The organism is Shimia sp. NS0008-38b (assembly GCF_040370365.1).
In the GTDB taxonomy this organism is placed as follows: domain Bacteria; phylum Pseudomonadota; class Alphaproteobacteria; order Rhodobacterales; family Rhodobacteraceae; genus Shimia.
Genome location: NZ_BAABWQ010000002.1, coordinates 486,181 through 511,508, shown reverse-complemented (window position 1 = coordinate 511,508; position 25,328 = coordinate 486,181). Strand labels below are relative to the sequence as shown.

Here is a 25,328-nt window from a genome sequence, read left to right as displayed (position 1 = left end):
TCAGGTAAAGCCGCGTTTCTGACTGGTCACACGTCCTGACAGGCGCAACGCAGCTGAGCCCCATTCCGCGCGGGGTTGGTCACATCGATGATGTGACCTCCTCCGCAGCGGGAGCATGTTGGTTGGGGCTATTGTAGATCAGAGAAAGCTGCGCGCAGTCTCGCGGCGGCTTCTTCTACACGGGCACGCGGTGTGGCGATGTTAAACCGCAGAAATGTATCTCCGCCTTTGCCAAACGTGGTCCCATGGTTCACGCAGATCCGTGCGTCTTGTTCCACGCGCCGCGTGAAATCCTCACGCGGCATGCCAGTGTCCGCAAAGTTGACCCAGCTCAGATATGTCGCCTCCAACGCCATGGAGCCCACACCCGGGATATCGGCGATCGCCGCATCCAGTATCTTGCGGTTGCCATCGAGGTAGGTGATCAGCCCGTCGACCCATTCCGCCCCTGCGGGCGTATAGGCCGCTTCCGCCATATAGAGCCCAAAGCTGTTTGCTGAAATACCCAGTGCCGCCATGCGTCCGGCAAATTTGGCACGCAGAGCTTCATCTGGAACAATCACGTTGCCTGAATGGCTGCCTGCGATGTTAAACGTCTTGGTGGTGGCAGTCATCATGACAAGCCGGTCCAGAATGCTGGCGTCCACATTGGTCATGGGGATATGTGTGTGTCCCGGATAAACCAAATCATGGTGGATCTCATCACTGACCAAGATCAGATCATGACGTTTGCAGAAATCGGCAACCCCCTGCAGCTCTTCGCGTGTCCAAACACGGCCGCCGGGGTTGTGGGGCGAGCACAGAATGAACATGGTTTCATGTCCTTTCATCTGCGCGTCCCACGCTGCAAAATCCATTTCATAGCGGCCATCGTTGAGCGCCAATGGGCACTCCACCACGTCACGCCCCGCAGCTTTGATTACTCTGGCAAACGCGTGATAGACTGGCGTCGTGAGCACCACCCCGTCACCCGGCTTCGTATAAGCATCCACACACAGCGCGGTGCCGTTCACCAAACCATGGGTGGTGAATATCGCATCGGCCTCTACGTCCCATCCGTGGCGCTCTTTCATCCACCAACAGATCGCCTCGCGATAGGCGGTTTCATCACCGTAGTAGCCATACACACCCTGCGACTGCATCTTGCCAATGGCATCGCTCACACACTGCGGTGGGCGGAAATCCATATCGGCCACCCACATGGCGATTCCGTCTTCTGCCGGCACACCATAGATCTTTTCCATCATGTCCCATTTCACGGAATGGGTGCCAAAACGATCAATGATCTCGTCGAAACTCATGTGGAAGTCCTTTGCTTAACATCGCAAGTCACGCTACTGATTTGCGACCCATGTGCAACCCCATGCGCACGCCAAACGCTTCCCCCGTTGCGCGCGCGGCGTGACTGCCCTAGATGGAGGGCCATGATTAAGCCCATTCTCATCCACCCCGACCCGCGCCTCAAGAAACCCTGTGCGCCCGTTGCTGATCTGAGCGACGATTTGCGTGCTTTGGCCGACGACATGCTTGAAACCATGTACCATGCTCCCGGCATTGGTTTGGCGGCCCCACAGGTTGGTGTTTTGGATCGGCTGATTGTGATGGATTGTGTCAAAGAGGGTGAGCCAGAGCCAGTGGTGATGTTCAATCCCGAGGTGCTGAGCAGCTCCGACGATTTGAACGTCTATGAGGAGGGCTGCCTGTCCATTCCAGAGCAATATGCCGATGTGACCCGCCCAGCCGCGGTGCGTGTGGGATGGATCGATATGGATGGGAACCCGCAGGAGAAAGACTTCGATGGGCTCTGGGCCACGTGTGTACAGCATGAAATCGACCACCTGAATGGCAAATTGTTCATCGATTATCTCGGGCCGATGAAGCGGCAGATGATCACCCGCAAGTCACAGAAAATGAAACGCGAGATGGCGCGCGGATGAGCGTTCTGCCGCTTGTGATCTATCCTGATCCCCGGCTGGCACAACCCTGTGTGCCGGTTGGCGGCGAAGATTTGCGTGCGCTGATCGCGGATATGTTTGACACCATGTACGCGGCGCCCGGACGCGGCTTGGCTGGCCCGCAGGTGGGGGTGATGAAACGTGTCTTTGTGATGGATTGCACGTGGAAAGAGGGCACACGCACGCCAATGGCGTTCCTTGATCCAGAGATTACGGCAAGCGGTGAAATGCATGAGCATATGGACGAAGGATGTCTCTCTATTCCTGGTCTTATGGTGTCGGTTGAGCGCCCAGCTCAGATCACGGTGCGTTGGTCGGACGAACATGGTCACGTGCACGAAAGCAGCTTTGACGGCTTTGAAGCCCGCTGTATCCAGCACGAAATCGACCATCTGGAAGGGCGAGTGACTCTGGACCATTTGCCGGAGCTGGCTCGTGCTGAGATTTTAGAAGGATACGCCCCATGACCGTTCGACCATGTCTGCCGTGGCCCGACAAACGCCTGCGCACCGCAGCTGCGCCAGTGTCAGAAATCACGGATCAAGTGCGACAGGTCTGGGATGATCTGATTGACACAATGTATGCCATGCCCGGCGTTGGCATGGGCGCAAACCAAATTGGCGAAATGCTGCGTCTGATTGTTGTGGACGCAACTGAAGACGGCAAACAAGCGATCCGCATGGCCAATCCAGAAATCTTGCACGCTTCCGTTCAGTTGCGCGAGCATGAAGAGGCCAGCCCTAATCTTGTTGGTGTTTCTTCCAAAATTTCCCGCCCTCGTGCGGTGACAGTGCGCTACATGGACCACACCGGCGAGACGGTGGAAAAAGACTTCGTGGGGCTCTGGGCCACGTCAGTGCAACACCAGATCGACCACATCAACGGCAAGATGTATTTTGACCATCTCAGCAAAACCAAACGTGCCATGCTGATCAAAAAAGCGCAAAAACACCGCTAAAAGACAGCTGCAACAGGAGAGACCGCCATGCGCATCCTTTTTATGGGCACCCCTGACTTTTCCGTATCCGTGTTGAATGCATTGGTGGAGGCAGGCCACGAGATCGCTGCTGTCTTTTGCCAACCACCACGCCCGGCCGGGCGCGGCAAAAAGGACCGCCCTACACCTGTGCACGCCCGCGCGTTGGAATTAGGCCTCGCGGTTCATCACCCCAAAAGCTTGCGCAATGATGAGGTGCAACAAACAATAGCCGATTTGAAAGCCGACATTGGCGTGGTTGTTGCTTACGGTTTGATCCTGCCACAAGCGGTGCTTGATGCACCAAAACTTGGTTGCCTCAATATCCATGCGAGCCTCTTGCCACGTTGGCGCGGGGCTGCACCGATCCACCGCGCGATTATGGCAGGGGACGCAGAAACGGGTGTCTGCATCATGCAGATGGACGCAGGGCTGGATACGGGACCGGTGCTTTTGCGACGTGCCATTCCCATCGAAACAGAAGAAACCACCCTACAGTTGCACAACCGCCTGGCGGTGCTCGGCGCGTCTGCGATTGTGGAGGCTCTGGCCACACTCCCACAACTAACGCCTCAGCCTCAAACAGACGAGGGTGTCACCTATGCTGAAAAGATCGACAAAGCTGAATCGCGTGTTGATTTCTCAGTGCCTGCCGCAGAGGTGGATCGCAAAATTCGCGGTCTCTCTCCTTTTCCGGGCGCTTGGACGGACATTGACGGACAGCGCGTGAAGCTTCTCGCGTCTCGCCTTGCAGAAGGCACCGGCGCACCCGGCGAAATCCTAGATGACGTGATCACTGTGGCGTGCGGTGAGGGGGCTGTGCAACTCTTGCGCTTGCAACGTGCAGGCAAAGGCGCGCAGGATGCAGATATCTTCTTGCGGGGCTTTCCGCTTGTCAAAGGTCAGCACATCTAGGGGCGCGCTATGTTTTTTGCCTTTTTCGGCACAGTTATCATCGCCGGTATCATTGGGTATGCAGCGGAGCGCAGCCGCTTTACGCACAACGGATACCTGCCATCGATCATCATCTGTATTGGTGGCGCGTTTCTGTTCTTTATGGTCAGCCGTATGTTTGGCTTTGGCTTTGGCAGCCCCGGTATGAATGCGATTGTCGCCTCTATTGGCGCGCTGATCATCGTGCCGACGCATTACCGCAAATAGGTCTCACCCCTTTTTGAAAGGTGCCATACCCGCGCGCGCCAACTCATCCGCACGCTCGTTTCCCGGATGACCCGCGTGGCCTTTGACCCATTCCCAGGTCACCTGATGTCGCGCCTGTGCAGCATCCAAACGCTGCCATAGCTCAACGTTCTTTACGGGCTTCTTTGCCGCGGTTTTCCAGCCATTCTTCTTCCAGCCAAAAATCCACCCGGTCACGCCGTCCATCACGTATTTGCTGTCGGTCACCACGGTCAATTTGCTGGGGCGCTCAAGCGTTTCAAGCGCCATAATGGCCGCCATCAATTCCATCTTGTTGTTGGTTGTCAGCGCGTCCCCGCCAGACAAATCGCGGGTCTTCACAACAGCCGCACCCTCTTTGGCCTGCAGCAGCACACCCCAGCCTCCCGGACCCGGATTTCCAGAACATGCGCCATCGGTATATGCAATCAAATCAGCCATGTGCGGTCAGTATGACAAATGTGTCCCTGGTGCCAGCCAATCCTTTGGCGCTGCCGGTTCTTTTGCGCACCACCGTGAAGCCAGCGGCCGTCAACAGCGCGGCCAGCTCCACCTCGCTGTAGTAGCTGTAAAACCGCCCAAGGTGATCGCGTCCCTCCGCCTCGCCAAGCTTCATGCCAATGTGAAACGCGCCGCGGGGTTTCAGCGCGCGATAGATCCGCGCCAAGTGCGTGGGAAATTCGGAGCGGGGCGCATGCAATAGGCTGAAGTTGGCAAAGATGCCATCATACATATCCTCAGCTTGGAGGCTGTCAAAAGTCGCAACGGTCACGTCCAGATCATAGCGGTCTTTGGCCAACGCCGCCATTTCCGGCGATGCATCCATAGCTTCAATTCGATATCCGGCATCGCGAATCTTGGCGGCCCATTGCCCCGGGCCACAGCCCAAATCAAGCACCAACCCAGCGTCTGGCAGGAGCGCAAACAAAGCTTGTAAATCGCTGAACTGATCTATGTCTGCGTCTTCGACCCGTGCGAACCGCTTGGCATAGTCCCCTGCGGCCTTTGCATAAACCGCCATGGTCTCCTTGTCGCTCATGCGCGCTCTATCGCCAGCCGACCGGCGAGCGCGACAAAGAGCGCGGCGAAGCTGCGGTTGAGCCATGTCATCACCCGTTCACTGCTCAACATCACATCCCGCGCTTTGGCTGCAAACAGCCCGTAGATCACAAACACGGCAAAGGTCAGCGCCATGAAAACGCTCCCTAACATGGCCATTTCCAACGTCGCTGTTGCTGCATTCCCACTTAGGAAAGGCGGCAGCAACGCCAGAAAGAACACGGACAGTTTGGGGTTCAGAATATTGATCAACGCGCCGCGTCGCGCGACAGTATAGCCGTGTTGCGTTGTGCTCTCAGCCGTCACAGCAAGCGCGCCGCCGCTGCGCACCGCTTGCCACGCCAGATAGAGCAAATAGGCAACGCCTGCGAATTTCACGACGTTAAACAAGACCGCCGACGTGTGCAGCACCGCTGCAAGCCCAAGAGTCGCCGCGAGCAAATGTGGCACAATTCCAAACGTGCACCCCAAAGCCGCCCAAAGGGCTGCGCGAGGGCCTTGCCCCAGCCCCATCGCCAAGGTGTAAATCACCCCGGTGCCCGGCGCGATGACCACGACAAATGCGGTCACAAGAAACTGGATGGAAATCATAACGTATCCCTCTAAATCTGTGATCTAAAACATGACGCCAACGCTTAGGCTGGCAAGAACAATGATGGTAAGCAACAGGCGCAGGCGCATCCACCATCGCGGCGTTAGCCCCCAAGAGAAAAAGGTATAGTCCAGCAGCAGAAGGCCGGCGAAACCAAACATCAAATTGGTGCCCGCACTTACAGGCCCGCCACCCGTCATAAAAAACGCCCAAAGCGCCGGTATGGTTGAGAGAGCATAGCCAATCGCAGCCTGCTGACCGTTGGCTTTGGTGGCGAACCCCCAAAGAACACCTGACATGAAACTCAAAATGATCGCGCCGTAAAACAGCTGAATATAAGGACCCACAAACCGGGGGCCGAACACCTGCGTGCCCCAAAGTGCAAGATCAGGAATGAGAAAACTCAGCGCGCCCCATACAAAAGGGATCAATCCAGCCAGCCCCAAAGAGAGCGGTGCATTTGGGATCTGTCTTTCTTGCATGGGTTCCCCTCTGTGAAGGCTTCGGGCTGGTTCCATTTAGGTCTGGGGAGGCGCGCCTGGTCAGCGGCGGGGAAGGTCCCCGCTTTGCGCCGCTTAAGTTGCGGCTTCTACATCCCGCAGCACCCGCGGCACTTTGAAATTCACCCGCTCCACCGCAGTCTCAACAATTTCCACGCTGACATCAAATCGCTCGCGGAAGGCGTCAATCACCTCGTTCACCAACACTTCCGGCGCGCTCGCTCCTGCTGTGATGCCAAGCGCTGAAATCCCTTCGAGCGCCCGCCAGTCTATGTCGCCGGCGCGCTGCACCAATTGGCTGTAGGCACATCCGTTCTTTGCGCCCACCTCCACCAATCGTTTGGAATTTGAAGAGTTAGGCGCGCCCACCACCAGCATGGCATCCACCTTTGGGGCGACCTCTTTTACCGCCTCTTGTCGGTTGGTGGTGGCGTAACAAATGTCTTCTTTATGGGGACCCACAATCTTGGGGAACCGCCTGTTGAGTGCCGCCACAATCCCTTGGGTGTCATCCACAGACAGGGTGGTCTGGGTCACAAAGGCCAAATGATCTGGATCGCGGACCTCTACTGAGTCGACATCCGACTCTGTCTCAACCAAAAGAACCTCACCGTCTGGCAGTTGACCCATCGTGCCAATGGTCTCCGGGTGGCCCGCGTGGCCGATCATGATTATCTGCAATCCGTTTTCAGAGTGGCGCTCAGCTTCGATATGTACTTTGCTCACCAAAGGGCAGGTCGCATCCACATAGATCATATTGCGCCGCTCAGCTTCCGCTGGCACCACTTTGGCGACCCCATGCGCCGAGAAGATCACCGGGCGGTCATCCGGGCATTCGTCTAAGTCTTCCACAAACACCGCACCTTTGTCGCGCAGACCGTCGACCACAAATTTGTTGTGTACAATCTCATGCCGCACAAAGACAGGAGCCCCCCATTTTTGCAGTGCCATCTCCACAATCTTGATGGCGCGATCAACACCCGCACAGAAACCGCGTGGGGCGGCAAGGTGGATGGACAGGGGCGGTTTGCTCATCGGTTCAACTCCACAATGGTCTTGGCCAAGAGGTAGGGGTTTCTCGCGCTGTCGTCCAGTGCTTGACCTTCCAGCAGGGGAGACTGCTAGCGACAAAACAAATCACGGAGAAAACCATGTCACGTAATTTGCCACGCCTTGTCGCCCTCTGTGTCATCGCTGTCGGGGCCGCCGCATGGCTGCTTTTGGGGCGCGAGACTGGTGCCGACGCCGCCGAAATTTCACTGCCATACAGTCTTGCAGAGAACACCACGCGCGGTGCTTTGATTTATGCCGAAAATTGCGCGGACTGCCATGGCGCCAATCTGGAAGGCGAGGCCAATTGGCGTCAAATGGGCGCAGATGGCCGGATGCCCGCCCCGCCACATGACCAAAGTGGCCATACATGGCACCATCCGGATACGCTCTTGTTTGCCATAACCAAATACGGCAGCGAGACAGTTGTGGGTCAGGGCTATGAGAGCAACATGCCTGGGTTTGAGGGCAATCTGAGTGATCAGGATATTGTTGATGTCTTGGCCTTTATCAAAAGCACCTGGCCCGAAGACGTGATCCAACGACATGACCAGATCAATGCCCAGTCACGCCCGTGACTGTCCGCAATTCATCTCCAAACGCGCAACAAAAAACCGGGATGCATGGCACCCCGGTCTTTGTCACCCGATTGTCTCTGGCAGTGCTCAGTCGTCCGCCATTTCGGCTTCGCGGCTGTGCTCTGGCAGCGGATCACGTGGGGGGCGGCCAACCACGTCGCGCAGTCCATCCAACTCAATAAAGTTGTCGGCCTGACGGCGCAGTTCGTCGCTGATCATTGGCGGTTGGCTGCGGATTGTGGACACCACGGACACCCGTACGCCTTGCCGCTGCAGGCTTTCCACCAATGGTCTAAAATCTCCATCCCCGGAGAACAGAACAATGTGGTCAACATGCGGTGCCAATTCCATCGCATTCACGGCCAGTTCGATGTCCATGTTCCCCTTGACCTTACGGCGGCCTTGGGAGTCGGTGTACTCTTTGGCCGCTTTGGTCACCATGGTGAAGCCGTTGTAGTGGAGCCAATCAACCAATGGGCGGATCGGTGAGTATTCATCGTTTTCAAGCAGCGCTGTGTAATAGAAGGCCCGCAGCAGCTTACCACGGCGCATAAATTCCTGCCGCAGAAGCTTGTAGTCGATATCAAACCCAAGCGACTTCGCGGCCGCATATAGATTCGATCCGTCTATGAACAGCGCAAGCCGTTCGTCTTTGTAAAACATCAAAATGTCCTTTCTGGCTCTGCCGCGCTTGGAATGTCCCGTGAGTGAAATTTGAGTGGGCGCTGCAGCGTATCTAAAATAAACATATTTTTCGCGCTATCAAGCGTTAGCGGCAGGATGTATTCCACCCTTTGGTATTAAGTGGAGAAAATGTGGATAGTTTTGGACTATTAGCGCTTGGAAGCAATATGTCTTCTGAATTCGGTACCCCCAATGAAACCATTGCGAGGGCGATCATGCAATTGAATTCTAACGGTATTCAACTTCGCGCAGTGAGCCGGTTTTACAAAACCCCCTGTTTTCCTGCGGGAGCAGGGCCAGATTATATCAACGCCGCGTTGGCAATTCGTACAAATCTTATGCCGGAAACGTTATTGGATCGTTTGCATACTATTGAGTTGAGTTTTGGGCGGGAGCGCATCATCCGCTGGGGCGCGCGGCCCGTTGATATCGATCTGATTTCATTAGACAACATCGTTCTTCCGAACCTTGAGACACATGCCCTGTGGCGCAATTTACCCCTTGAGAAACAGAAAGAGGTGGCGCCGGATCAACTGATTCTTCCGCATCCGCGTTTGCAAGATCGCGCATTTGTGTTGGGCCCCTTAAGGGACATAGCGATGACGTCACGTCATCCTATTTTGGGCCTTACTGTGGGTGAAATGTTTGCGCAATTGCCTCAAACCGCCCAAGATGAGCCAAAACCTCTGTGAAACTTGCTTGTCAAGGGGGGCAATCCCGCTTACATACACGACTTCCGACCCGATCCATAACGAATGGAGTGCCTGATGGCCCGCGTGACCGTTGAAGACTGCGTAGACAAAGTACAGAACCGCTTTGAGCTGGTGATGCTTGCGTCACACCGTGCCCGTGAAATTTCCGCCGGCGCCGCGATCACTCTGGATCGCGACAACGACAAAAACCCTGTGGTATCGCTGCGCGAGATTGCAGAAGAAACGCAGACTGCGGATGAGCTGCGCGAGCGTCTGATCGAGGCCAACCAGAGCCAGATCGAGGTTGATGAACCAGAAGAAGACCGTATGGCGCTTCTGATGGGTGCCGAGGCGGATGCCCCCGCAGAGGACGATATGTCCGAAGAGAAATTGCTGCGCGCCCTGATGGAAGCGCAAGGACAGGGCTAAGCCCTAGGAACTATGGTGGGCGCAAATGATCCCTGCGGACGATCTCGTAAATCTCATTCGCGCCTACAACCCCAAATCAAACGATGACTTGATTCGCGCGGCCTATGACTTTGGCCGCGAGATGCACGATGGTCAATTTCGCCACTCCGGCGAACCTTATTTCACTCATCCCATCGATGTTGCTTGCATTTTGGCGGAACAACATCTGGATGACGCCTCCATCATCACAGCACTTCTTCATGATACGATTGAAGACACCAAAGCGTCCTACGATCTGGTTGCGGAGAAATTTGGCGGGGAAATTGCCGGTCTTGTGGATGGCGTAACCAAGCTGACCAACCTTCAGCTGTCGTCTTCGGAAACCAAACAAGCTGAGAACTTTCGCAAGCTGTTTATGGCGATGTCCAAGGACCTGCGGGTTATTTTGGTCAAGCTGGCTGATCGTCTGCACAACATGCGCACCATCAAGGCCATGCGGCCCGACAAACAGGCGCAAAAAGCACGTGAAACCATGGATATCTACGCGCCGCTTGCAGGGCGCATGGGTATGCAATGGATGCGTGACGAGTTGGAAGATCTCGCTTTTAAGGTGCTCAACCCTGATGGCCGTGCGTCGCTCTTGCGCCGTTTTGTGACGCTGCAAAAAGAAACCGGTGATGTCATTGAGAAGACCACGGCTGACATGCAGCAAGTGTTGTCTGACAACAATGTCGCCGGCGATGTCTATGGCCGTGCCAAAAAACCCTATTCGATCTGGCGTAAGATGCAGGAGAAAGATCAGGGGTTCTCACGTCTGTCAGACATCTATGGGTTCCGCATTATCACCGATTCAGAAGACAGCTGCTATCGGGCGCTTGGTGTGATTCACGGACGCTGGCGTGCGGTGCCCGGGCGGTTTAAGGACTATATCAGTCAGCCAAAATCCAACGGGTATCGGTCCATTCACACCACCGTATCTGGCCGCAACGGACGCCGGGTAGAGGTGCAAATTCGCACGCGCCAAATGCATGATGTGGCAGAATCCGGTGTGGCTGCACATTGGTCGTACAAAGACGGGGTGCGTGGTGAAAACCCCTTTGCTGTTGATCCTGTGAAGTGGATTTCTGGTCTGACAGAACAGTTTGATGCCGAAGAAGATCACGAAGATTTCCTCGAAGCTGTGAAGCTTGAGATGTATTCGGATCAGGTGTTCTGTTTCACACCCAAAGGCGAGGTGGTGAAGCTTCCACGTGGCGCGACACCAATTGATTTTGCCTATGCCATCCACACTCGCATTGGCCATGCCTGTGTGGGCGCAAAGGTGGACCACCGCCGCGTTCCGCTCTGGACCCGTATCAAGAACGGTCAATCGGTGGAGATCATCACCGCCGAAGGTCAGATGCCTCAGGCGACGTGGCTTGATATTGCCAAAACCGGGAAAGCCCGCACCGCCATCCGTCGGGCTCTGCGGGAAATGGACCGGGAGCGCTATGTGAAATTGGGGGCCGAGCTTGCGCGTTCAGCCTTTGAGCATGTCGGCAAAAAAGCAACCGACAAGGCGCTTGGGATGGCGGCCAAGCATCTGCGCCTGAAAGATCGCGATGAGGTTCTGGCGCGTCTGGGATCGGCTGAGCTGTCCGCACAAGAGGTGCTGCAGGCGGTCTATCCCGATTTGACACAGGTGGAGACCGAGGGCGTTGCGGCGGAACGTGCCGTGATTGGCCTGTCCGTTGATCAAAGCTTTCAGCGCGCGCCTTGCTGCCAGCCTTTGCCCGGCGAGCGGATCGTGGGGATCACCTACCGCGGCCAGGGTGTGGTGGTGCATGCCATCAATTGCGATTCTCTTTCCAACTATGAGGACCAGCCGGACAGATGGTTGGATCTGCATTGGCACGCGGGCAAACACAAACCAATCTACACCGTGCAATTGCTGGTCACGATCGGGAATGACGCTGGTGTTCTGGGACGACTTTGCACATTGATTGGCGAGAATAAGGCCAATATCTCTGATCTGGAGTTTGTGGATCGGAAACCTGATTTTTACCGCATTCTGATCAGTGTGGATCTCGGTGACGCGGAGCATCTCCATAAGCTGATGTTGGCCATGGAAGCCGAAACCGATGTGGCCGAAATCGAACGATATAGAAACCCGGAGTTGGCGCGCAACGCGCTGACAAGCTGACCAACGTAAGGAAGCCCACGTGGTATTTAAGCGCCGCGATAGAAGACCAATTCTCCGCATTGTTGGAGAGTTTTTCTATCCTCGCGGCGGTTGGGGGCGGGCTGCGCGCTATGTGCAGCACAGGCTGCATCGCCTGCCGGGATCACCTGAAACGATTGGGCGTGGCATTTGGGCTGGTGTGTTCACCACATTTTCCCCGTTTTACACCATGCATTTTTTGGTGGCAGCGATTCTGGCACGCATTCTGGGCGGCAATTTGTTGGCCGCATTGCTTGCGACCTTCTTTGGAAATCCGCTGACCTATCTTCCAATTGGAGTGATCTCTCTGAAAACCGGTCACTTCCTGCTGGGCACGGAATTCGAAGAGGGCGACAAAGGTACATTGGCAGGCAAATTTGCCAATGCGGGGGGCGATCTGTGGCACAATTTCTGGGCCATGTTCACCGAGGATGTGGCGGATTGGCACGGCCTGCGGGTGTTTTATGACGAGGTGTTCTTTCCCTATATGGTGGGCGGCATCATTCCCGGCATCGTCGCAGCCACGGTTATGTACTACCTCTCGGTGCCAGTGATCCGCGCCTACCAAAAACGTCGGTCTGCGAAATTTGTCGAACGCATCGCTTTGGCCCGCGCCCGTGCTGAGAAACATGCCGCCAACGTGCGACAAGAGCGGTGATGCCTGAACGGCAATTGTACCAGCACAAAAAACCGGTTTTCCTTGCGGCGCGCGCGTCCTAGTCTCCCAGAAATACGATCAAACTTGCCTGAAGGATTTGCGATGCTGCGCTTGGGTGTGAACATTGACCACGTGGCCACGGTGCGCAACGCGCGCGGTTCGGCCTATCCTGATCCGGTGCGGGCCGCCAAATTGGCGGAAGAGGCCGGCGCTGATGGCATCACCGCGCATCTGCGCGAAGACCGCCGCCATATCACCGATACGGACATCGATGGCCTGATGGAGGCCCTCACCGTACCGCTCAACTTTGAGATGGCTGCCACCGACGAGATGCAGGCCATCGCGTTGCGCCACAAACCCCATGCGGTCTGCATCGTGCCCGAAAAGCGCGAAGAGCGCACCACTGAGGGTGGTCTGGAAGTGGCGCGCGAGGAAAACAAACTGGCGCATTTTATTGCACCTCTGCGCGATGTCGGCTGCCGGGTGTCGATTTTCATTGCCGCCGATGCCGCGCAAATCGAGGCTGCCAACCGCATCGGTGCTCAAGTGATCGAACTGCACACCGGCGCCTATTGCGACTACCACGCCGAAGGCCGCTATGAGGAGCGCGATGCAGAGCTGGCACGGCTGACCGAAATGTCGACCTTCGCGCACTCTTTGGGGCTGGAAGTGCACGCGGGCCACGGTTTGACCTATGACACTGTCGCGCCAATCGCGTCTTTGCCCGAAGTCATGGAACTCAACATCGGCCACTTCCTGATTGGCGAGTCGATCTTCCTTGGTTTGGAGCCCGCCATACGCGAAATGCGCCGTCTGATGGATGACGCCCGCACATGATCACCGAGCTGATCACGCCGGAGTTTGTGGCCATTTGGATCGCTTGGCTCTTGGGAGGCGGCTCCCCCGGTCCGGCGACCATGGGCATCGCGGGCACGGCGATGGCAGAAGGGCGCCGCTCTGGGTTAGCCTTTGCTTTGGGCATTCTCGCAGGCTCTGCGGGCTGGGGCATTGCCGCCGCCCTTGGTTTGTCGGCGATCATGCTCGCCAACGTCTGGGTGTTTGAAACCATGCGCTACGTTGGCGCGGCCTACTTGAGCTGGCTTGCATTTAAAGCTTTGAAACGGGTTATGGCCAAAGGCACGTTGACCGCTGCAGGCACCCCGTTTCAAGGCAGCTTTGGCGTGCTGTTTGCCAAAGGCGCTGCTGTGCACGTCACCAACCCGAAGGCCATTCTGGGCTGGGGGTCAATTTATGCCATCGTCGCCCCCGCCACGGCCACACCGACTATTCTGTTTGGATATTTCGGGCTGCTTTATGCGGGCTCGGCGCTTGTGTTTCTGGGCTATGCGCTGTTGTTCTCCTCTGAGCGGGTGGTCCGAGGCTATCGCCGCGCAAGCCGTTTGTTTGATCTCGGCTTTGCCGGGTTTTTTGGATTTGCAGCCTTCAAAATCTTCACGGCGAGGCTGCAATGATCTTGGGCATCGGCACAGACTTGGCCAACATCGAGCGCATCACCGGCACCATTGAGCGCTTTGGGGACCGCTTCAAAAATCGCGTTTTCACCGAGGTGGAACAGGCGAAAGCGGAACGTCGTCGCGATGTTGCTGGCACCTATGCCAAACGTTGGGCTGCCAAAGAGGCCTGCTCAAAGGCATTGGGCACGGGCCTTGCCATGGGCATCAGCTGGAAAGACATGGCGGTGAAAAACCTGCGCACTGGGCAGCCGGTGATGGAGGTCACCGGATGGGCCAAAGAGCGGCTGGCGGAGATGACCCCGGCAGGCCATGAGGCGATCATTCACGTGACGTTGACGGATGATCACCCTTGGGCACAGGCCTTTGTTGTGATCGAAGCCCGCCCAATCACACAAGACTCCGCGCAGTCGGGTTGACACCTTGCCCCCGCACCCGCATGTAATCCCAGACCAAAAACGGTAGCCAATTCGAGCGGAGAGAGACCCAAATGGCCGAAAACGCCAAAAGTGAGAGCGGCATTGTCGAGACCATCAAAACGATTTTCTGGGCGCTGCTGATCGCAGGGGTGTTTCGCACCCTGTTTTTTCAGCCGTTCTGGATTCCGTCTGGATCGATGAAAGACACCCTTCTGATCGGGGACTTCCTCTTCGTCAATAAGATGACCTACGGCTACTCTTACGCCTCCTGCCCGTCGGTGCGTATTCCCGCCGTCGGCCTGAATGTGGACGCAGAAGACATCTGCGGTTGGCTTGGCAAAGGCAACAACGACCGCATTCTGGGGGGGGATCCCGAACGTGGCGATGTGGTGGTCTTCCGCCACCCTGTGACGGGCTTTGACTTTATCAAACGTTTGGTTGGTCTGCCCGGTGACAAAATTCAGGTCAAAAACGGTGCGCTTCTGATCAATGGCAAAGCCGTCAAGCGCGAAGACGGGGGCGTGTTCACCGAAGAATATGGCCCCCAAGGTCCGCAAGGTCACCGCCCGCGTTGTGAAAATGGCCCGGTTGGCGATGGCGGCGTGTGCGCAAAGTCTCGCATCGTTGAAACCATGCCAAATGGCGTCACATACAGCACGCTGAACATCACCGATCAGCAATCTGATCACACCGGCGTCTACACAGTGCCCGATGGCCACTTTTTCTTCATGGGTGACAATCGCGACAACTCCACCGACAGCCGTGTGCCGCAATCCGCACGTGGCGTTGGCTTTGTGCCTTATGAAAACCTGATTGGCCGCGCGGATCGCATTATGTTCTCCTCTGCTGGCCGCTCTATGTTTGCCTTCTGGACATGGCGTGGTGACCGCTTTTTCAAAGGGGTCGAGTGAGGGATCGCGTGAAGCTATCTGCTGAACTGAAGGCGCTCGAGTCGCGATTGGGGCACAAATTTTCCCGCCCCGAACTGCTGGTGCGCGCCGTGACCCACTCGTCCATGTCCTCTCCCACCCGTCAGGACAACCAACGGTTGGAGTTTTTGGGAGACCGTGTGCTTGGGCTCGTGATGTCCGAAGCGCTTCTGGAACATGACAAATCCGCTGCCGAGGGCACGCTTGCACCACGTTTCAACGCGTTGGTGCGCAAAGAAACCTGCGCTGATATCGCGCGCGAGATCAACTTGGGTGAGGCGCTGAAACTGGGCCGGTCTGAAATGATGTCCGGTGGACGCCGCAAGCAGGCCTTGTTGGGCGATGCTATGGAAGCTGTGCTGGCGGCTGTGTTTCGCGACGGAGGCTTTGACGTCGCCAAGGCGCTGATCCTGCGTCTTTGGGGTGACCGCGTGAAATCTGTGGAAGCAGACGCACGCGACCCGAAAACCAGTCTTCAGGAATGGGCTCAAGCGCGTAAATTGCCGCCTCCCAGCTACGAGCTGGTGAAGCGCTCCGGCCCGGATCATGCGCCGGTGTTCACAATTGCCGCTAAGCTTGAGAACGGCACCTCTGCAGAGGCCACCGACAACTCCAAACGCAAAGCAGAACAGGCGGCGGCTAAGGCACTGCTGGATCAGGTGAGCCAGTAGGCTAAGTCTGTGCTCAAACGCCGGGGCGCAGCTTGCCTTTGTGTTTGGCCGCGACGCGCCAGAGTTTTTTACGCGCTCCGTCGGTTTCCATGTCTCGGTATGCTCCGCCTGAAAATTTTGCCCAATCCAGCGCTAAACCCTGCTTCACCAACTCGGCGCTTATATCGGTGCCGTCATCAAGCACGCAATGGGCCACAACACGGTCATAGCTGCTATCGGGAAGCAAATTGGCTGTGACGGTTCTGCCCTTCGTCAGCGCAACCACCGCCCATTTTGCCTTTTTCCCATAGGGTTGATCTATCTCCGGTGCGTCTATTCCAAACAGGCGGATATGTACTTTGTTGATGACGATGGTGTCGCCATCAATCACATAGCATTTTCCGACGAGTTGTTTCTTTGCAGGTGTTGATGTTGGTTTTGTAGTCTCATCGGGGCGATGTCTGCCTTTAGAGCTACGGGAGCCTCGCACCACGGGCTTGGCCGGGGAAACTGGCCGCTTCGTTTGGTAGGAGGCCCGTCGAGGTGGAGACCTGAATAGGGCTTTCAAAAATTTAATTAACATCAATTTTCAATCAAAAGCAGAATTCCATCACTCTGCATCAGGAACAATCCCCGTTCAAGTGGCGAGATTTACGTCCAAGTTTCTGGGTTTGCCGCGCATCGAGGTGGCCACAGCGCTCCCGCATATCGCCCATGCACATCACGCCCCTAGCCCCTGCGCTCAATTTCCGCTACAGACGCCCCTTAACCAGTCATCGTTGACTCACAAAGGCCAAAACCCATGACCAAACGCGCCGGATTCGTCGCCCTGATCGGAGAGCCCAATGCGGGCAAATCCACACTCACCAACCAAATGGTGGGGGCGAAGGTCTCGATTGTGACGCATAAGGTGCAGACCACGCGCGCCCGTATCCGCGGTGTGGCCATCGAAGGGGACAGCCAACTGGTGTTTGTTGATACGCCCGGCCTGTTTGCCCCGCGCCGTCGTCTGGACCGCGCCATGGTGGCCGCCGCCTGGGGGGGCGCGGCGGATGCCGACGTGATTGTGATGATGGTTGAGGCCCACCGCGGCGTGACCAAAGGTGTCGAGGCCATTCTGGAGCGTCTGCAAGAATTTGGCGAAGGTCGCCGGGTTGCGCTGGCGATCAACAAAATTGACCGGGTGAAATCGGACGTGCTGCTGGCGCTGACCAAAGATCTCAACGACCGCTTCAAATTTGTCGACACCTTCATGATTTCCGCAGAAAAAGGTTTTGGCTGTGCTGACCTGAAGTCTTGGTTGGCCAAAGAGTTGCCCGAAGGACCGTGGCTCTACCCAGAGGATCAAATTGCAGATTTGCCGATGCGCATGATCGCGGCTGAAATCACGCGTGAAAAATTGACGCTGCGCCTGCATCAGGAACTGCCCTACCAGATGACCGTAGAAACGGAACACTGGGAGGAGCGCAAAGACGGCTCTGCCCGTGTGGACCAGATGATCTATGTGATGCGTGACGGCCACAAAGGCATCGTGCTGGGCAACAAAGGCGAAACCATCAAGGCGGTGTCAAAGGCGGCACGTGAAGAACTTGAAGAGTTTATGGGGCGCCGTATTCATCTGTTCTTGCAAGTGAAAGTACGCCCCAATTGGCTGGAAGAGAAAGAACGCTATTCCGAAATGGGGCTCAACTTCAGCGACGGGAACGCATGAGGGCCAACACGCCCCAAATTACGGCAGTCAGCGCCAAAACCGCAACGGCGATAGGGGCGGCTGGCAGCGTTTTGGGGTTGAGTACTCCGCTGGCGGACATCGCAATCAATACCACTGCCGCCAGAAAAAGAAGCCTTACAAGCCACGGCATGATCATATCCAATCTTAACAACTTAAATAAATTCATAGTTCGCGTAATGCGGGTGTTTTCTACTACCTTGGGTTTAAAAGCTTGTCATGCGTTTAACGGCTGATTTTTGGGTGCATGCCTATTTGTCGCGGCTCCGTCTGGCCGATATCCCGGCATTTGTGGTGGCGCATGGGGATGACACAGCCGGCGCTGTGCTCGTGAAGCTCAACACATTGGACGGCAAGGCCACCGTGTATCAGCGCAGTTTTGACCTGATGACCGGAGCCCGGCAATGGGTGGTGCTGGCAGAAGGAGACGAGGCTGAGGTGGACGCCACTCTTGCACGTCAGCGCGGCTTTGATCCCGACGCGTGGGTGATTGAAGTTGAAGACCGCCAAGGCCGTCATCTTTTGGATGAGCCTGGCCTGTCAGATTAAGCCAACAATCCGCTTTCCTTTCGCGGCCACAGCGGGTTTCCTAAGCCCAAGGAGTGGATGATGGATTGGCGCGATCAGGGCTTTGTGCTCAGCACACGCAAACATGGGGAAACCTCGGTGATCCTAGAGGTGTTCAGCGCGGCGCACGGGCGGCACGCGGGTATTGTACGCGGCGGTATCAGCCGCAAAATGACCCCGATTCTGCAGCCGGGCGGCCAGCTTGATCTTGCGTGGCGCGCACGCCTTTCCGATCACATCGGGGCCTTTACCGTTGAGCCGCTGCGTGCACGGTCAGCGGTGCTCGGCGACCGGCTTGCTCTTGCTGGCTTGAATGCGGTGACCGCGCTCTTGATCTTCTGCCTGCCAGATCGCGAGCCTCACCCAGCACTTTATACGCAAAGCGTACAGTTGCTTGATCTTTTGGGGCAGAATGACATCTGGCCGCTGGCCTATCTACAGTGGGAGATGGCCCTGTTGACAGATCTTGGCTATGGGCTCGATCTTACGGAATGTGCGGTCACCGGCAGCACTCAGGACTTGATTTATGTATCGCCAAAATCGGGCCGCGCTGTCTCAGCCGATGGTGCAGGGGAGTGGGCCAACCGACTGCTGCCCCTGCCTGAGGTGATGCGAGGGGAAGGTGCAGCCAGCGACGAGGATATCCTCTTGGCGCTGGCCACCACAGGCCATTTCCTGTCGGAAAAGCTGGCGCCTGATCTTGGAAACAGGCCGGTGCCTGATGCACGCGGCCACTTTATCGATCGTCTCAGCCGTCAGATGAAATCCCGCTGAACACCATCTCACGCCCTGCATCATTGCTCAAAACCATCGTTGCCCCAGAGACTTCGACCAAAGTCATCTCCAATAAGGCCGCGAGATAGAGCTCTTCGTCATCAATGTCGGAGCAATAGACCTCTTGAACAAAGTCGATCTGGATGGCGATCCATGGGTAGGGTTTGCTTTGTGAACCCGAAAATCCGTTACAAGGCCCTGCGCCGTCAACGTTACCACCGTCAGACAATTCCAGCGTCGCGTCGTAGTCCACTGATGTGCCGTCCAGCTCTGTTAGACGCCAGTTGTACGCATCACCGCCGTATTGGGTCACCGTTTCCGTGGGGCCGCAACTTGCCAAACCCAACGCCACCAAAGCTGTCGAAAATACCCGTCTCATCAATCCGCCTCATGTAATGCCAAAATCAAATCTACCAATGTTCCCAAAGCAGGAGCGTTGTCCACACCGTCTCGGGCCGCAAGGTCTTCCATACCCACAAAGGCGGCATAGAGCACGCGGGTCAACTCTGGATTGGTCAAGCCCATGGCTTCAAACAGCGCCTGCACATAAGCCATGCGTTTCTGGTCAACCTGTGTCACCGCTGCGGCCACCGCCTTGCTTTCGCGTGCCCATGCGCGGATCGCAGGTTCCAGCGCCATACCACCAAATTCCTCCGGTGCACCCGATCCGGCAATTTGGGCCAACGTGCGCAATTTGCGCACCGCGGTGTCCTCTCGGTCCACCATGGCCACGATTTCCGCATACGCGCGTGTTTCCCAAAGCGTCATAAGCGCAGAATGAAACGCCGGCACATCCTCAAAGTGCCAATAAAAAGACCCTTTTGTCGTGTTCAGACGCCGGGCCAACGGTTCCGCCTTGAGCGCCTTGGGGCCGGTTTCTGTCAACGCGACAAACCCTGCGCGCAGCCAGTCTTCCTTTGATAATCTCTTCGCCATAACCATCCATACGCATGCGTATTGACTCTGACAAGGGGCAGGTTGATAAACACAAACATACGCAGCCGTATGGAATGAAAAATTGAAACTAAACCCATGGATGACAGCCGCAGCCGCGCTCTTGTTTCTCACCACCGGAGTCCACGTGTTTATGGGCGGCCCGGAAATTCACCATGTTATTCAAGCAAGCGCGCTGCCAGAGGACGTGCGTGCAATAGGCGCTGTGCTGTGGCACGCGATCACGGCCATCTTGTTGGTGTTTGCCTTGGGCTGTCTATGGCTTGCTCACAATGCCAACACGGCGTTGGCGGTTACCATCGGTGCCGTTCAAGTCTTGTTTGCATTTTTGTTTATCTTCTATGGCGCAACGTTGTTGGGAACGCTCTGGGTCATGCCGCAGTGGATAATTTTCTTATTGATCCCTGTTGTCATGCTGCTGGGCTTGCTGCGCCAGCGCCGCTAGGCAGTCACCAATTTGCCGTGTGATCGCGGATATCCGCGCTGATCGTTGTGGGAGGGCCATCAGCAAACTGGCGCACTTTCTCCGCAAAGGTTGTGAAATACTCTTGCGCCTGAACGTGGCGGAGCGTGGCCTCGCTGTCCCACCGGCCCCAATGGACTCGGGTCAAGCCATTGTCCGCCACGGCAACCTGATAGGAAAACCCCTGTGCTTGCGGATCATTGCCAACCGCATTGATGAACGCTTCGCAGGCGCCGACCCAGGCCATGTCGTCGCCATCGTAGTCGTAGGTGATTGTTATGCTGCGCATGAATTCCTCCCGCTTGGCATGGTACTCTCGATGCAGCCGCGTTGCGCAAAAGCTGCGTTGCGTGCGCGCTCTGTTCACTGCTGCATGTGCAAAGCCTGCTGCGAATTTGCCACCAACGCAATACCGACGTGATACCGACGCGATACCAATGTCGTGATTTCGGGTGGGATTGCACCTTAACGATTGCCACAAAAAAAACGCGGCTCCGAGAGGAGCCGCGCCGTTGTTTGCTGGCCAACTGAGAGCGGATGTCAGCTTAGCAGACGACGTGCAATCACTTGCGCTTGGATTTCCGCCGCACCTTCAAAGATGTTGAGAATGCGCGCATCACACAGGATACGGCTCACGCTGTATTCCAGTGCAAATCCGTTACCCCCATGAATTTGTAGGGCATTGTCCGCTGCGGCCCACGCCACACGTGCGCCCAAGAGCTTGGCCATACCGGCTTCAAGATCACACCGATGACCGTTGTCTTTTTCCCAAGCAGAGAAATAGGTCAATTGGCGTGCAATCATGATCTCCACAGCCATCATCGCCAGTTTCCCTGCGACACGTGGGAAATTGATCAGCGATTTGCCAAATTGTTTGCGGTCGATGCCGTATTGCATCCCCACATCCAGCGCAGACTGGGCCACGCCAATGGCACGCGCCGCAGTTTGGATGCGTGCGGACTCAAACGTTTCCATCAACTGCTTGAAACCTTTGCCTTCTTCGCCGCCAAGAAGGTTTTCACCTTTGACTTTGAAACCGTCAAACGCCAGCTCATATTCCTTCATTCCGCGATAGCCCAGAACCTCAATTTCACCGCCGGTCATGCCGTCGGTTGGGAAGGGATTTTCGTCGGTACCGGGCGTCTTTTCCGCGAGGAACATCGACAGCCCACGGTGGTCTTCAGAGTCCGGGTTGGTGCGTGCCAAGAGTGTCATGACCTGGGTGCGCGCAGCGTGGGTGATCCATGTTTTGTTGCCCGTGACCTCCCAGTTGCCGTCCTCCCCCTTCACGGCACGTGCCCGCAGGCTCCCAAGATCAGAACCGGTGTTCGGCTCCGTAAATACCGCAGTCGGCAGGATCTCTGCGCTCGACAGTTTGGGCAACCAATTCTGTTTCTGCTCTTCGGTGCCGCCGCAAAGGATCAGCTCCGCCGCGATCTCGGACCGGGTACCTAGCGAGCCGACACCGATATAGCCACGTGACAGCTCTTCAGAGACAACAACCATGCTGGCTTTGGACAAGCCAAATCCGCCGTATTCTTCCGGGATGGTCAGGCCAAACACACCCATTTCTGCAAGCTCTTCAATGATTTCCATTGGAATGAGCTCATCTTTGAGGTGCCATTCATGTGCATGTGGTTCGACGCGATCCACCGCAAATCGGCGGAACTGTTCGCGGATCATCTCCAATTCTTCATCCAGCCCGGATGCACCCACAGTCAGGTTTGCCGCTTGCTCCTGCATCAGTTCGACCAACCGCATGCGTGCGTCTTGCGAGTTGCCTTTTTCGCAGAGCGTCATGACCTCAGGGATCATCAAACCGCGCATCTCATCTTGGGCAAGCCCGAGATCTTGCAGGCGCACAATCTCGCCTTGGCTCATCGGAATGCCGCCGTAGACCTGCCAAAGGTATTCGCCAAACGCGATTTGGTGGATGATCTGCTCAACCTCGCCAAACTTGCCTTCGTTTTGCAGTTTTTCCGCCCAGGCCTGCATTTGTTTCAACGACTGCGCATAGGTGGCGAGCCAGCTCAAGCCATGTGCCGCCGTCTGGTGATGTTCGATGAGTTTGCCGGAGACTCTGCCGTTTTCAGATACAGTCTCTTTCACCCGCGCAATCGCGGTCTCAAGAATGCTTTCCACCGGCGCAACAGCCGCGCCTGTCAGCTTCAAGAGGTCGGGTAGAATCACCGAAGTTGTCATCGCCAAATCCTGTCCATCATGCGCCATAGGTCCAAACCCTCTGTTTCTGCAGTGTGACATAATTCCTCTGCAGTTGCAGCGCAACAAAAATACCAATTGATGCGACATTTTAGTTGTTTATTTCGCGACTGAGATTTGCTGTCCTTGGGGGTAAGGTCTATATCGAGGAATGGATTTTCTTCTCCCAACGCTCCCCTTCGGGGTCATGATTTTGTCGACGCTCGTAGCGATTTTGGCGGGCTTTATCAAAGGTATCGTCGGTTTCGGCATGCCCATGATTCTCATATCCGGCTTGAGCTCATTCTTGTCACCTGAATTGGCTTTGGCCGGGTTGATGGCCCCAACGCTCGTGACCAATGTCATTCAGTCGCTTCGGCAAGGTTATGCTGCGGCGTGGCATTCGATTGTACGATTCCGTCGTTTCATGATCGCAGGTGGCATTTGTTTGGTCTTGAGTGCCCAGTTAGTGCGCGTTCTGCCCAGCGATGTGTTGCTGTTGATCATAGGCGTGCCTGTGGCTTTGTTCTCGTTGCTTCAACTTTTGGGGCGACCCATCAAAATTTCCAAACCATCACCTAGGGGGGAAATCTCAGTCGGTATTATCGCCGGGGCCATTGGTGGGGTGTCAGGGGTTTGGGGACCGCCTACGGTGACCTATCTGACAGCACTCGGTACTGAAAAGACCGAACAGATGCGCGTGCAGGGGGTGATTTACGGCCTCGGTGCAATCGTACTGGTTTTGTCGCATATTGGATCCGGTGTCGTGACCGTCAGTTCCGCCCCGTTTTCTCTGATGCTAGTTTTACCCGCAATCGCTGGAATGTGGCTCGGCGGGCAGTTGTCTGAACGCATCGATCAGAATCGGTTCCGACAGGCAACCCTGTTGGTCCTTCTTTTTGCGTCAGCCAATCTCATCCGCAGAGGGCTCATGGGGTAGGGCGACACACTTGCCCATGTTCGTCATTGCGTTAGGATGCCTTTGGTTGAGCCAAAAGGATGGAGCACGTGTCTGAAACCAATATGTCTTTGCGCGTTGCTTCTGTAAGCCTTTCCATTCTGGCAACGATAGCGGTTGGGTGGTTTCTAAACGCGGCGCAAGCGATTCTGGTTCCGATAGTGATAGGCGCGTTGCTGGCCTTTCTTATGGACGGTATCTCTCGGGGGATGTCCCGACTTCCGTTCTATGCCACCCTTGTCCCGCCGTGGATGCGTATGGGACTTACAACCGTCGTTCTATTCATTCTGCTGGCTGTTTTGATTAGCTTCTTTGCGCGCAATCTCGATCCAGTGGTCAGGGCGATGCCCGCATATTTGGCGAGTCTCTCGGCAACTGTGTCTGAGATTGCCGGCAGATTTGATGTCGAGTTCGAGCTGACATGGCAATCAGTGGATCGCCTGATCTTCGACAATATTGATGTACAGCAATTGATCAGATTGACCGTGAACTCCTTGAGTTATTCAGCAGGGTATCTGGCTCTAGTGTTCCTTTATGCAATCTTGTTCCTTATCGAACGCGACAGTATTGCAGTTAAGGTCGCTGCCATCGTCCCGGATGAAAGGGGACGCAAAAGTGTCTGGCACACAATTGACCTGATCACGGATCAAATAGGCACCTACTTCACCACAAAAACCCTGATCAACGCGATCTTAGGGTTGGTCTGTTGGGTGATATTCTTGCTATTTGGATTGGAGTTTGCTGCGTTCTTTGCTGTTGTAACTGCGATCTTCAACTACATCCCCTATGTCGGCTCGTGGGTCGCATTGGCTCTGCCGATGCTCTTTGCTGTTGGAGCCTGGGGCATCGAAATGAATGTGTTTTTGATGTTCGCGGCGCTTTGCGCGGCACAATTCGTTGTCGGATATTTCTGGGAACCACGCTTGATGGGGCGCTCCATGAACCTGAGCCCGGTCATTGTAATGGTATCATTGGCAGCCTGGGCTGCCATTTGGGGGCTGATCGGCGCGATTTTGTCGGTAATCTTAACCTCTGCAATCATGACGATAATGTCTTTCTTTAAGACCACACGCCCTATTGCGATTATGCTAACAAACAACGGAGAGGTGCCAGCGACGAGTGCGACACCCACTCCGAAGAACGGTCGCGACGGTAGGGTTTAGTTCACGTCATCATACCAGTCCAATAGAGCGTCAATGTTCGCGGGTACCTGAGTCGCTAGTCCTCCTGAAAACTCTTCAAAAACCTGAGCATTCAGTGGGTTTGTTCCGGCAATAACAGTCGCGCCGCTTGACAGAGCCTCTGCCAGCAGGTCGCGAAAACCGCGTCCCTCAGATTCTTGTTTTCCAAATTTATTTAGAACAAAAACATCGAAAGGCTCGGACAACGTACGCGAAACTTCATTGATTGCGGTGGCCATTGCATCTGGATCTAAGCGACATCCACGTGCCGCTTTGCCGAGATCTTGGGAAATGCGGATGACGGGACCATTTGGTAGGACGCGGACGTCCATATCGCACCGTCCTTCAATTTCGCAGCCAGTGTTGGTCTGCACGATCCCGCGCGCCTTAAGGCCGCGTGACTCCAAGCGCTCTGCGAAATCCGCAAGCAAAAGGTCCAATTCCCCGCGGCCATGGGCCATTGTGTATGCAATTTTCATCATGATCAGATTTTAAGGTGCCA

Annotated in this window: 35 protein-coding genes; 21 read left to right on the top strand and 14 right to left on the bottom strand. The window is 55.8% G+C overall.

Features of this window, described 5'->3' with window-relative positions:
• Positions 1-128 precede the first annotated feature (128 nt).
• Positions 129-1,301: a MalY/PatB family protein gene (locus tag ABWV47_RS08585; protein ID WP_353310750.1), complete on the bottom strand. Its 1,173-nt coding sequence runs from the start codon at positions 1,299-1,301 to the stop codon at positions 129-131.
• 123 nt (positions 1,302-1,424) lie between these two features.
• Between ABWV47_RS08585 and def (ABWV47_RS08580) the strand changes: the two genes are divergently transcribed.
• The 5 genes from def (ABWV47_RS08580) to ABWV47_RS08560 are packed head-to-tail and all read left to right on the top strand — an operon-like array spanning position 1,425 to position 4,092.
• Positions 1,425-1,937 carry a peptide deformylase gene (def, locus tag ABWV47_RS08580; protein ID WP_353310748.1) on the top strand — a complete coding sequence of 171 codons (513 nt, stop codon included), beginning with the start codon at positions 1,425-1,427 and terminating at the stop codon, positions 1,935-1,937.
• Positions 1,934-2,422 (top strand): peptide deformylase, encoded by a 489-nt coding sequence (gene def, locus ABWV47_RS08575; protein WP_353310746.1) that lies wholly within the window; start codon positions 1,934-1,936, stop codon positions 2,420-2,422. Before def (ABWV47_RS08580) ends, def (ABWV47_RS08575) begins: the two co-directional genes overlap by 4 nt.
• Positions 2,419-2,913: a peptide deformylase gene (gene def / locus ABWV47_RS08570; RefSeq protein ID WP_353310744.1), complete on the top strand. Its 495-nt coding sequence runs from the start codon at positions 2,419-2,421 to the stop codon at positions 2,911-2,913. Before def (ABWV47_RS08575) ends, def (ABWV47_RS08570) begins: the two co-directional genes overlap by 4 nt.
• 27 nt (positions 2,914-2,940) lie before the next feature.
• On the top strand, positions 2,941-3,846 hold the full coding sequence (fmt, locus tag ABWV47_RS08565; protein ID WP_353310742.1) for a methionyl-tRNA formyltransferase: 906 nt from the start codon (positions 2,941-2,943) through the stop codon (positions 3,844-3,846).
• 9 nt (positions 3,847-3,855) lie between these two features.
• Positions 3,856-4,092, top strand: a complete 237-nt coding sequence (locus ABWV47_RS08560; RefSeq protein WP_353310740.1) for a hypothetical protein — start codon at positions 3,856-3,858, stop codon at positions 4,090-4,092.
• Between the two features lie 3 nt (positions 4,093-4,095).
• On the opposite strand, the gene rnhA is transcribed toward ABWV47_RS08560, so the two are convergent.
• From rnhA to ispH, 5 genes are all read right to left on the bottom strand, one after another.
• Complete coding sequence (gene rnhA / locus ABWV47_RS08555; RefSeq protein ID WP_353310738.1) at positions 4,096-4,551, bottom strand: ribonuclease HI; 456 nt, start codon at positions 4,549-4,551, stop codon at positions 4,096-4,098.
• The gene (locus ABWV47_RS08550; protein WP_353310736.1) at positions 4,544-5,149 is read right to left on the bottom strand and encodes a methyltransferase domain-containing protein; all 606 of its coding nucleotides are present in this window, start codon (positions 5,147-5,149) and stop codon (positions 4,544-4,546) included. The genes rnhA and ABWV47_RS08550 overlap by 8 nt, the downstream gene beginning before the upstream one ends.
• Complete coding sequence (locus tag ABWV47_RS08545; RefSeq protein WP_353310734.1) at positions 5,146-5,760, bottom strand: LysE family translocator; 615 nt, start codon at positions 5,758-5,760, stop codon at positions 5,146-5,148. The genes ABWV47_RS08550 and ABWV47_RS08545 overlap by 4 nt, the downstream gene beginning before the upstream one ends.
• 24 nt (positions 5,761-5,784) lie before the next feature.
• A complete protein-coding gene (locus ABWV47_RS08540) occupies positions 5,785-6,243 on the bottom strand; it encodes a DUF3429 domain-containing protein (protein ID WP_353310732.1) in 459 nt (152 codons plus the stop codon).
• A 93-nt stretch (positions 6,244-6,336) separates the two neighbouring features.
• Positions 6,337-7,296 (bottom strand): 4-hydroxy-3-methylbut-2-enyl diphosphate reductase, encoded by a 960-nt coding sequence (gene ispH, locus ABWV47_RS08535; RefSeq protein WP_353310730.1) that lies wholly within the window; start codon positions 7,294-7,296, stop codon positions 6,337-6,339.
• A gap of 116 nt (positions 7,297-7,412) precedes the next feature.
• Between ispH and ABWV47_RS08530 the strand changes: the two genes are divergently transcribed.
• A complete protein-coding gene (locus tag ABWV47_RS08530) occupies positions 7,413-7,889 on the top strand; it encodes a c-type cytochrome (protein WP_353310728.1) in 477 nt (158 codons plus the stop codon).
• Between the two features lie 87 nt (positions 7,890-7,976).
• Here ABWV47_RS08530 and ABWV47_RS08525 read toward each other — a convergent pair whose 3' ends face one another.
• Entirely contained in the window at positions 7,977-8,552 is a 576-nt protein-coding gene (locus tag ABWV47_RS08525) for a LabA-like NYN domain-containing protein (RefSeq protein ID WP_353310726.1), read from the bottom strand.
• A gap of 152 nt (positions 8,553-8,704) precedes the next feature.
• On the opposite strand from ABWV47_RS08525, the gene folK reads away from it, so the two are divergent.
• The 9 genes from folK (at position 8,705) to rnc (ending at position 16,022) form a co-directional block, all read left to right on the top strand.
• Positions 8,705-9,265 carry a 2-amino-4-hydroxy-6-hydroxymethyldihydropteridine diphosphokinase gene (gene folK, locus ABWV47_RS08520; protein ID WP_353310724.1) on the top strand — a complete coding sequence of 187 codons (561 nt, stop codon included), beginning with the start codon at positions 8,705-8,707 and terminating at the stop codon, positions 9,263-9,265.
• A 75-nt stretch (positions 9,266-9,340) separates the two neighbouring features.
• Complete coding sequence (gene rpoZ, locus ABWV47_RS08515) at positions 9,341-9,694, top strand: DNA-directed RNA polymerase subunit omega (protein ID WP_353310722.1); 354 nt, start codon at positions 9,341-9,343, stop codon at positions 9,692-9,694.
• Between the two features lie 25 nt (positions 9,695-9,719).
• Complete coding sequence (locus ABWV47_RS08510) at positions 9,720-11,855, top strand: RelA/SpoT family protein (protein WP_353310720.1); 2,136 nt, start codon at positions 9,720-9,722, stop codon at positions 11,853-11,855.
• 19 nt (positions 11,856-11,874) lie between these two features.
• A complete protein-coding gene (locus ABWV47_RS08505; protein ID WP_353310718.1) occupies positions 11,875-12,531 on the top strand; it encodes a DUF2062 domain-containing protein in 657 nt (218 codons plus the stop codon).
• A gap of 102 nt (positions 12,532-12,633) precedes the next feature.
• Positions 12,634-13,368, top strand: coding sequence for a pyridoxine 5'-phosphate synthase (locus tag ABWV47_RS08500; RefSeq protein WP_353312060.1), 735 nt, complete (start codon positions 12,634-12,636; stop codon positions 13,366-13,368).
• Positions 13,365-14,003, top strand: coding sequence for a LysE family translocator (locus ABWV47_RS08495; protein WP_353310716.1), 639 nt, complete (start codon positions 13,365-13,367; stop codon positions 14,001-14,003). Before ABWV47_RS08500 ends, ABWV47_RS08495 begins: the two co-directional genes overlap by 4 nt.
• Entirely contained in the window at positions 14,000-14,422 is a 423-nt protein-coding gene (gene acpS / locus ABWV47_RS08490; protein WP_353310714.1) for a holo-ACP synthase, read from the top strand. The genes ABWV47_RS08495 and acpS overlap by 4 nt, the downstream gene beginning before the upstream one ends.
• Before the next feature lie 71 nt (positions 14,423-14,493).
• Complete coding sequence (gene lepB, locus ABWV47_RS08485) at positions 14,494-15,333, top strand: signal peptidase I (RefSeq protein ID WP_353310712.1); 840 nt, start codon at positions 14,494-14,496, stop codon at positions 15,331-15,333.
• Between the two features lie 8 nt (positions 15,334-15,341).
• Positions 15,342-16,022: a ribonuclease III gene (gene rnc, locus ABWV47_RS08480; protein WP_353310710.1), complete on the top strand. Its 681-nt coding sequence runs from the start codon at positions 15,342-15,344 to the stop codon at positions 16,020-16,022.
• 13 nt (positions 16,023-16,035) lie between these two features.
• On the opposite strand, the gene ABWV47_RS08475 is transcribed toward rnc, so the two are convergent.
• The gene (locus ABWV47_RS08475; RefSeq protein WP_353310708.1) at positions 16,036-16,392 is read right to left on the bottom strand and encodes a thermonuclease family protein; all 357 of its coding nucleotides are present in this window, start codon (positions 16,390-16,392) and stop codon (positions 16,036-16,038) included.
• A 411-nt stretch (positions 16,393-16,803) separates the two neighbouring features.
• Between ABWV47_RS08475 and era the strand changes: the two genes are divergently transcribed.
• A complete protein-coding gene (era, locus tag ABWV47_RS08470) occupies positions 16,804-17,712 on the top strand; it encodes a GTPase Era (RefSeq protein ID WP_353310706.1) in 909 nt (302 codons plus the stop codon).
• Here the strand turns inward: era and ABWV47_RS08465 are convergent.
• On the bottom strand, positions 17,693-17,863 hold the full coding sequence (locus ABWV47_RS08465) for a hypothetical protein (RefSeq protein WP_353310704.1): 171 nt from the start codon (positions 17,861-17,863) through the stop codon (positions 17,693-17,695). The two genes, era and ABWV47_RS08465, sit on opposite strands and share 20 nt — an antisense overlap.
• 86 nt (positions 17,864-17,949) lie before the next feature.
• On the opposite strand from ABWV47_RS08465, the gene ABWV47_RS08460 reads away from it, so the two are divergent.
• Together ABWV47_RS08460 and recO are read left to right on the top strand one after the other, a co-directional pair.
• Positions 17,950-18,279: a DUF1491 family protein gene (locus ABWV47_RS08460; protein WP_353310702.1), complete on the top strand. Its 330-nt coding sequence runs from the start codon at positions 17,950-17,952 to the stop codon at positions 18,277-18,279.
• A 60-nt stretch (positions 18,280-18,339) separates the two neighbouring features.
• Positions 18,340-19,071 carry a DNA repair protein RecO gene (recO, locus tag ABWV47_RS08455; protein ID WP_353310700.1) on the top strand — a complete coding sequence of 244 codons (732 nt, stop codon included), beginning with the start codon at positions 18,340-18,342 and terminating at the stop codon, positions 19,069-19,071.
• On the opposite strand, the gene ABWV47_RS08450 is transcribed toward recO, so the two are convergent.
• Both ABWV47_RS08450 and ABWV47_RS08445 read right to left on the bottom strand, forming a co-directional pair.
• Complete coding sequence (locus tag ABWV47_RS08450; RefSeq protein WP_353310698.1) at positions 19,046-19,450, bottom strand: META domain-containing protein; 405 nt, start codon at positions 19,448-19,450, stop codon at positions 19,046-19,048. The two genes, recO and ABWV47_RS08450, sit on opposite strands and share 26 nt — an antisense overlap.
• On the bottom strand, positions 19,450-20,007 hold the full coding sequence (locus tag ABWV47_RS08445) for a TetR/AcrR family transcriptional regulator (RefSeq protein WP_353310696.1): 558 nt from the start codon (positions 20,005-20,007) through the stop codon (positions 19,450-19,452). Before ABWV47_RS08445 ends, ABWV47_RS08450 begins: the two co-directional genes overlap by 1 nt.
• Positions 20,008-20,107: 100 nt before the next feature.
• Here ABWV47_RS08445 and ABWV47_RS08440 point away from each other — a divergent pair, with 100 nt between their 5' ends.
• Complete coding sequence (locus ABWV47_RS08440; protein WP_353310694.1) at positions 20,108-20,470, top strand: hypothetical protein; 363 nt, start codon at positions 20,108-20,110, stop codon at positions 20,468-20,470.
• Between the two features lie 4 nt (positions 20,471-20,474).
• On the opposite strand, the gene ABWV47_RS08435 is transcribed toward ABWV47_RS08440, so the two are convergent.
• A complete protein-coding gene (locus ABWV47_RS08435; RefSeq protein WP_353310692.1) occupies positions 20,475-20,777 on the bottom strand; it encodes a hypothetical protein in 303 nt (100 codons plus the stop codon).
• A gap of 251 nt (positions 20,778-21,028) precedes the next feature.
• A complete protein-coding gene (locus tag ABWV47_RS08430) occupies positions 21,029-22,717 on the bottom strand; it encodes an acyl-CoA dehydrogenase family protein (protein ID WP_353310690.1) in 1,689 nt (562 codons plus the stop codon).
• Between the two features lie 142 nt (positions 22,718-22,859).
• Here ABWV47_RS08430 and ABWV47_RS08425 point away from each other — a divergent pair, with 142 nt between their 5' ends.
• Positions 22,860-23,627, top strand: coding sequence for a sulfite exporter TauE/SafE family protein (locus ABWV47_RS08425; RefSeq protein WP_353310688.1), 768 nt, complete (start codon positions 22,860-22,862; stop codon positions 23,625-23,627).
• A gap of 68 nt (positions 23,628-23,695) precedes the next feature.
• Positions 23,696-24,808: an AI-2E family transporter gene (locus ABWV47_RS08420; RefSeq protein WP_353310686.1), complete on the top strand. Its 1,113-nt coding sequence runs from the start codon at positions 23,696-23,698 to the stop codon at positions 24,806-24,808.
• Here the strand turns inward: ABWV47_RS08420 and ABWV47_RS08415 are convergent.
• On the bottom strand, positions 24,805-25,308 hold the full coding sequence (locus ABWV47_RS08415) for a DUF2478 domain-containing protein (protein ID WP_353310684.1): 504 nt from the start codon (positions 25,306-25,308) through the stop codon (positions 24,805-24,807). The two genes, ABWV47_RS08420 and ABWV47_RS08415, sit on opposite strands and share 4 nt — an antisense overlap.
• Positions 25,309-25,328 lie beyond the last annotated feature (20 nt).

What these genes read in the sequence shown, in the direction of transcription:
- ABWV47_RS08585 (WP_353310750.1), bottom strand. Translation starts at nt 1,301, where the DNA reads ATGAGTTTCGACGAGATCATTGATCGTTTTGGCACCCATTCCGTGAAA.
- def (WP_353310748.1), top strand. Translation starts at nt 1,425, where the DNA reads ATGATTAAGCCCATTCTCATCCACCCCGACCCGCGCCTCAAGAAACCC.
- def (WP_353310746.1), top strand. Translation starts at nt 1,934, where the DNA reads ATGAGCGTTCTGCCGCTTGTGATCTATCCTGATCCCCGGCTGGCACAA.
- def (WP_353310744.1), top strand. Translation starts at nt 2,419, where the DNA reads ATGACCGTTCGACCATGTCTGCCGTGGCCCGACAAACGCCTGCGCACC.
- fmt (WP_353310742.1), top strand. Translation starts at nt 2,941, where the DNA reads ATGCGCATCCTTTTTATGGGCACCCCTGACTTTTCCGTATCCGTGTTG.
- ABWV47_RS08560 (WP_353310740.1), top strand. Translation starts at nt 3,856, where the DNA reads ATGTTTTTTGCCTTTTTCGGCACAGTTATCATCGCCGGTATCATTGGG.
- rnhA (WP_353310738.1), bottom strand. Translation starts at nt 4,551, where the DNA reads ATGGCTGATTTGATTGCATATACCGATGGCGCATGTTCTGGAAATCCG.
- ABWV47_RS08550 (WP_353310736.1), bottom strand. Translation starts at nt 5,149, where the DNA reads ATGAGCGACAAGGAGACCATGGCGGTTTATGCAAAGGCCGCAGGGGAC.
- ABWV47_RS08545 (WP_353310734.1), bottom strand. Translation starts at nt 5,760, where the DNA reads ATGATTTCCATCCAGTTTCTTGTGACCGCATTTGTCGTGGTCATCGCG.
- ABWV47_RS08540 (WP_353310732.1), bottom strand. Translation starts at nt 6,243, where the DNA reads ATGCAAGAAAGACAGATCCCAAATGCACCGCTCTCTTTGGGGCTGGCT.
- ispH (WP_353310730.1), bottom strand. Translation starts at nt 7,296, where the DNA reads ATGAGCAAACCGCCCCTGTCCATCCACCTTGCCGCCCCACGCGGTTTC.
- ABWV47_RS08530 (WP_353310728.1), top strand. Translation starts at nt 7,413, where the DNA reads ATGTCACGTAATTTGCCACGCCTTGTCGCCCTCTGTGTCATCGCTGTC.
- ABWV47_RS08525 (WP_353310726.1), bottom strand. Translation starts at nt 8,552, where the DNA reads ATGTTTTACAAAGACGAACGGCTTGCGCTGTTCATAGACGGATCGAAT.
- rpoZ (WP_353310722.1), top strand. Translation starts at nt 9,341, where the DNA reads ATGGCCCGCGTGACCGTTGAAGACTGCGTAGACAAAGTACAGAACCGC.
- ABWV47_RS08510 (WP_353310720.1), top strand. Translation starts at nt 9,720, where the DNA reads ATGATCCCTGCGGACGATCTCGTAAATCTCATTCGCGCCTACAACCCC.
- ABWV47_RS08500 (WP_353312060.1), top strand. Translation starts at nt 12,634, where the DNA reads ATGCTGCGCTTGGGTGTGAACATTGACCACGTGGCCACGGTGCGCAAC.
- ABWV47_RS08495 (WP_353310716.1), top strand. Translation starts at nt 13,365, where the DNA reads ATGATCACCGAGCTGATCACGCCGGAGTTTGTGGCCATTTGGATCGCT.
- acpS (WP_353310714.1), top strand. Translation starts at nt 14,000, where the DNA reads ATGATCTTGGGCATCGGCACAGACTTGGCCAACATCGAGCGCATCACC.
- lepB (WP_353310712.1), top strand. Translation starts at nt 14,494, where the DNA reads ATGGCCGAAAACGCCAAAAGTGAGAGCGGCATTGTCGAGACCATCAAA.
- era (WP_353310706.1), top strand. Translation starts at nt 16,804, where the DNA reads ATGACCAAACGCGCCGGATTCGTCGCCCTGATCGGAGAGCCCAATGCG.
- ABWV47_RS08465 (WP_353310704.1), bottom strand. Translation starts at nt 17,863, where the DNA reads ATGCCGTGGCTTGTAAGGCTTCTTTTTCTGGCGGCAGTGGTATTGATT.
- ABWV47_RS08460 (WP_353310702.1), top strand. Translation starts at nt 17,950, where the DNA reads ATGCGTTTAACGGCTGATTTTTGGGTGCATGCCTATTTGTCGCGGCTC.
- recO (WP_353310700.1), top strand. Translation starts at nt 18,340, where the DNA reads ATGGATTGGCGCGATCAGGGCTTTGTGCTCAGCACACGCAAACATGGG.
- ABWV47_RS08450 (WP_353310698.1), bottom strand. Translation starts at nt 19,450, where the DNA reads ATGAGACGGGTATTTTCGACAGCTTTGGTGGCGTTGGGTTTGGCAAGT.
- ABWV47_RS08445 (WP_353310696.1), bottom strand. Translation starts at nt 20,007, where the DNA reads ATGGCGAAGAGATTATCAAAGGAAGACTGGCTGCGCGCAGGGTTTGTC.
- ABWV47_RS08440 (WP_353310694.1), top strand. Translation starts at nt 20,108, where the DNA reads ATGACAGCCGCAGCCGCGCTCTTGTTTCTCACCACCGGAGTCCACGTG.
- ABWV47_RS08435 (WP_353310692.1), bottom strand. Translation starts at nt 20,777, where the DNA reads ATGCGCAGCATAACAATCACCTACGACTACGATGGCGACGACATGGCC.
- ABWV47_RS08430 (WP_353310690.1), bottom strand. Translation starts at nt 22,717, where the DNA reads ATGGCGCATGATGGACAGGATTTGGCGATGACAACTTCGGTGATTCTA.
- ABWV47_RS08425 (WP_353310688.1), top strand. Translation starts at nt 22,860, where the DNA reads ATGGATTTTCTTCTCCCAACGCTCCCCTTCGGGGTCATGATTTTGTCG.
- ABWV47_RS08415 (WP_353310684.1), bottom strand. Translation starts at nt 25,308, where the DNA reads ATGATGAAAATTGCATACACAATGGCCCATGGCCGCGGGGAATTGGAC.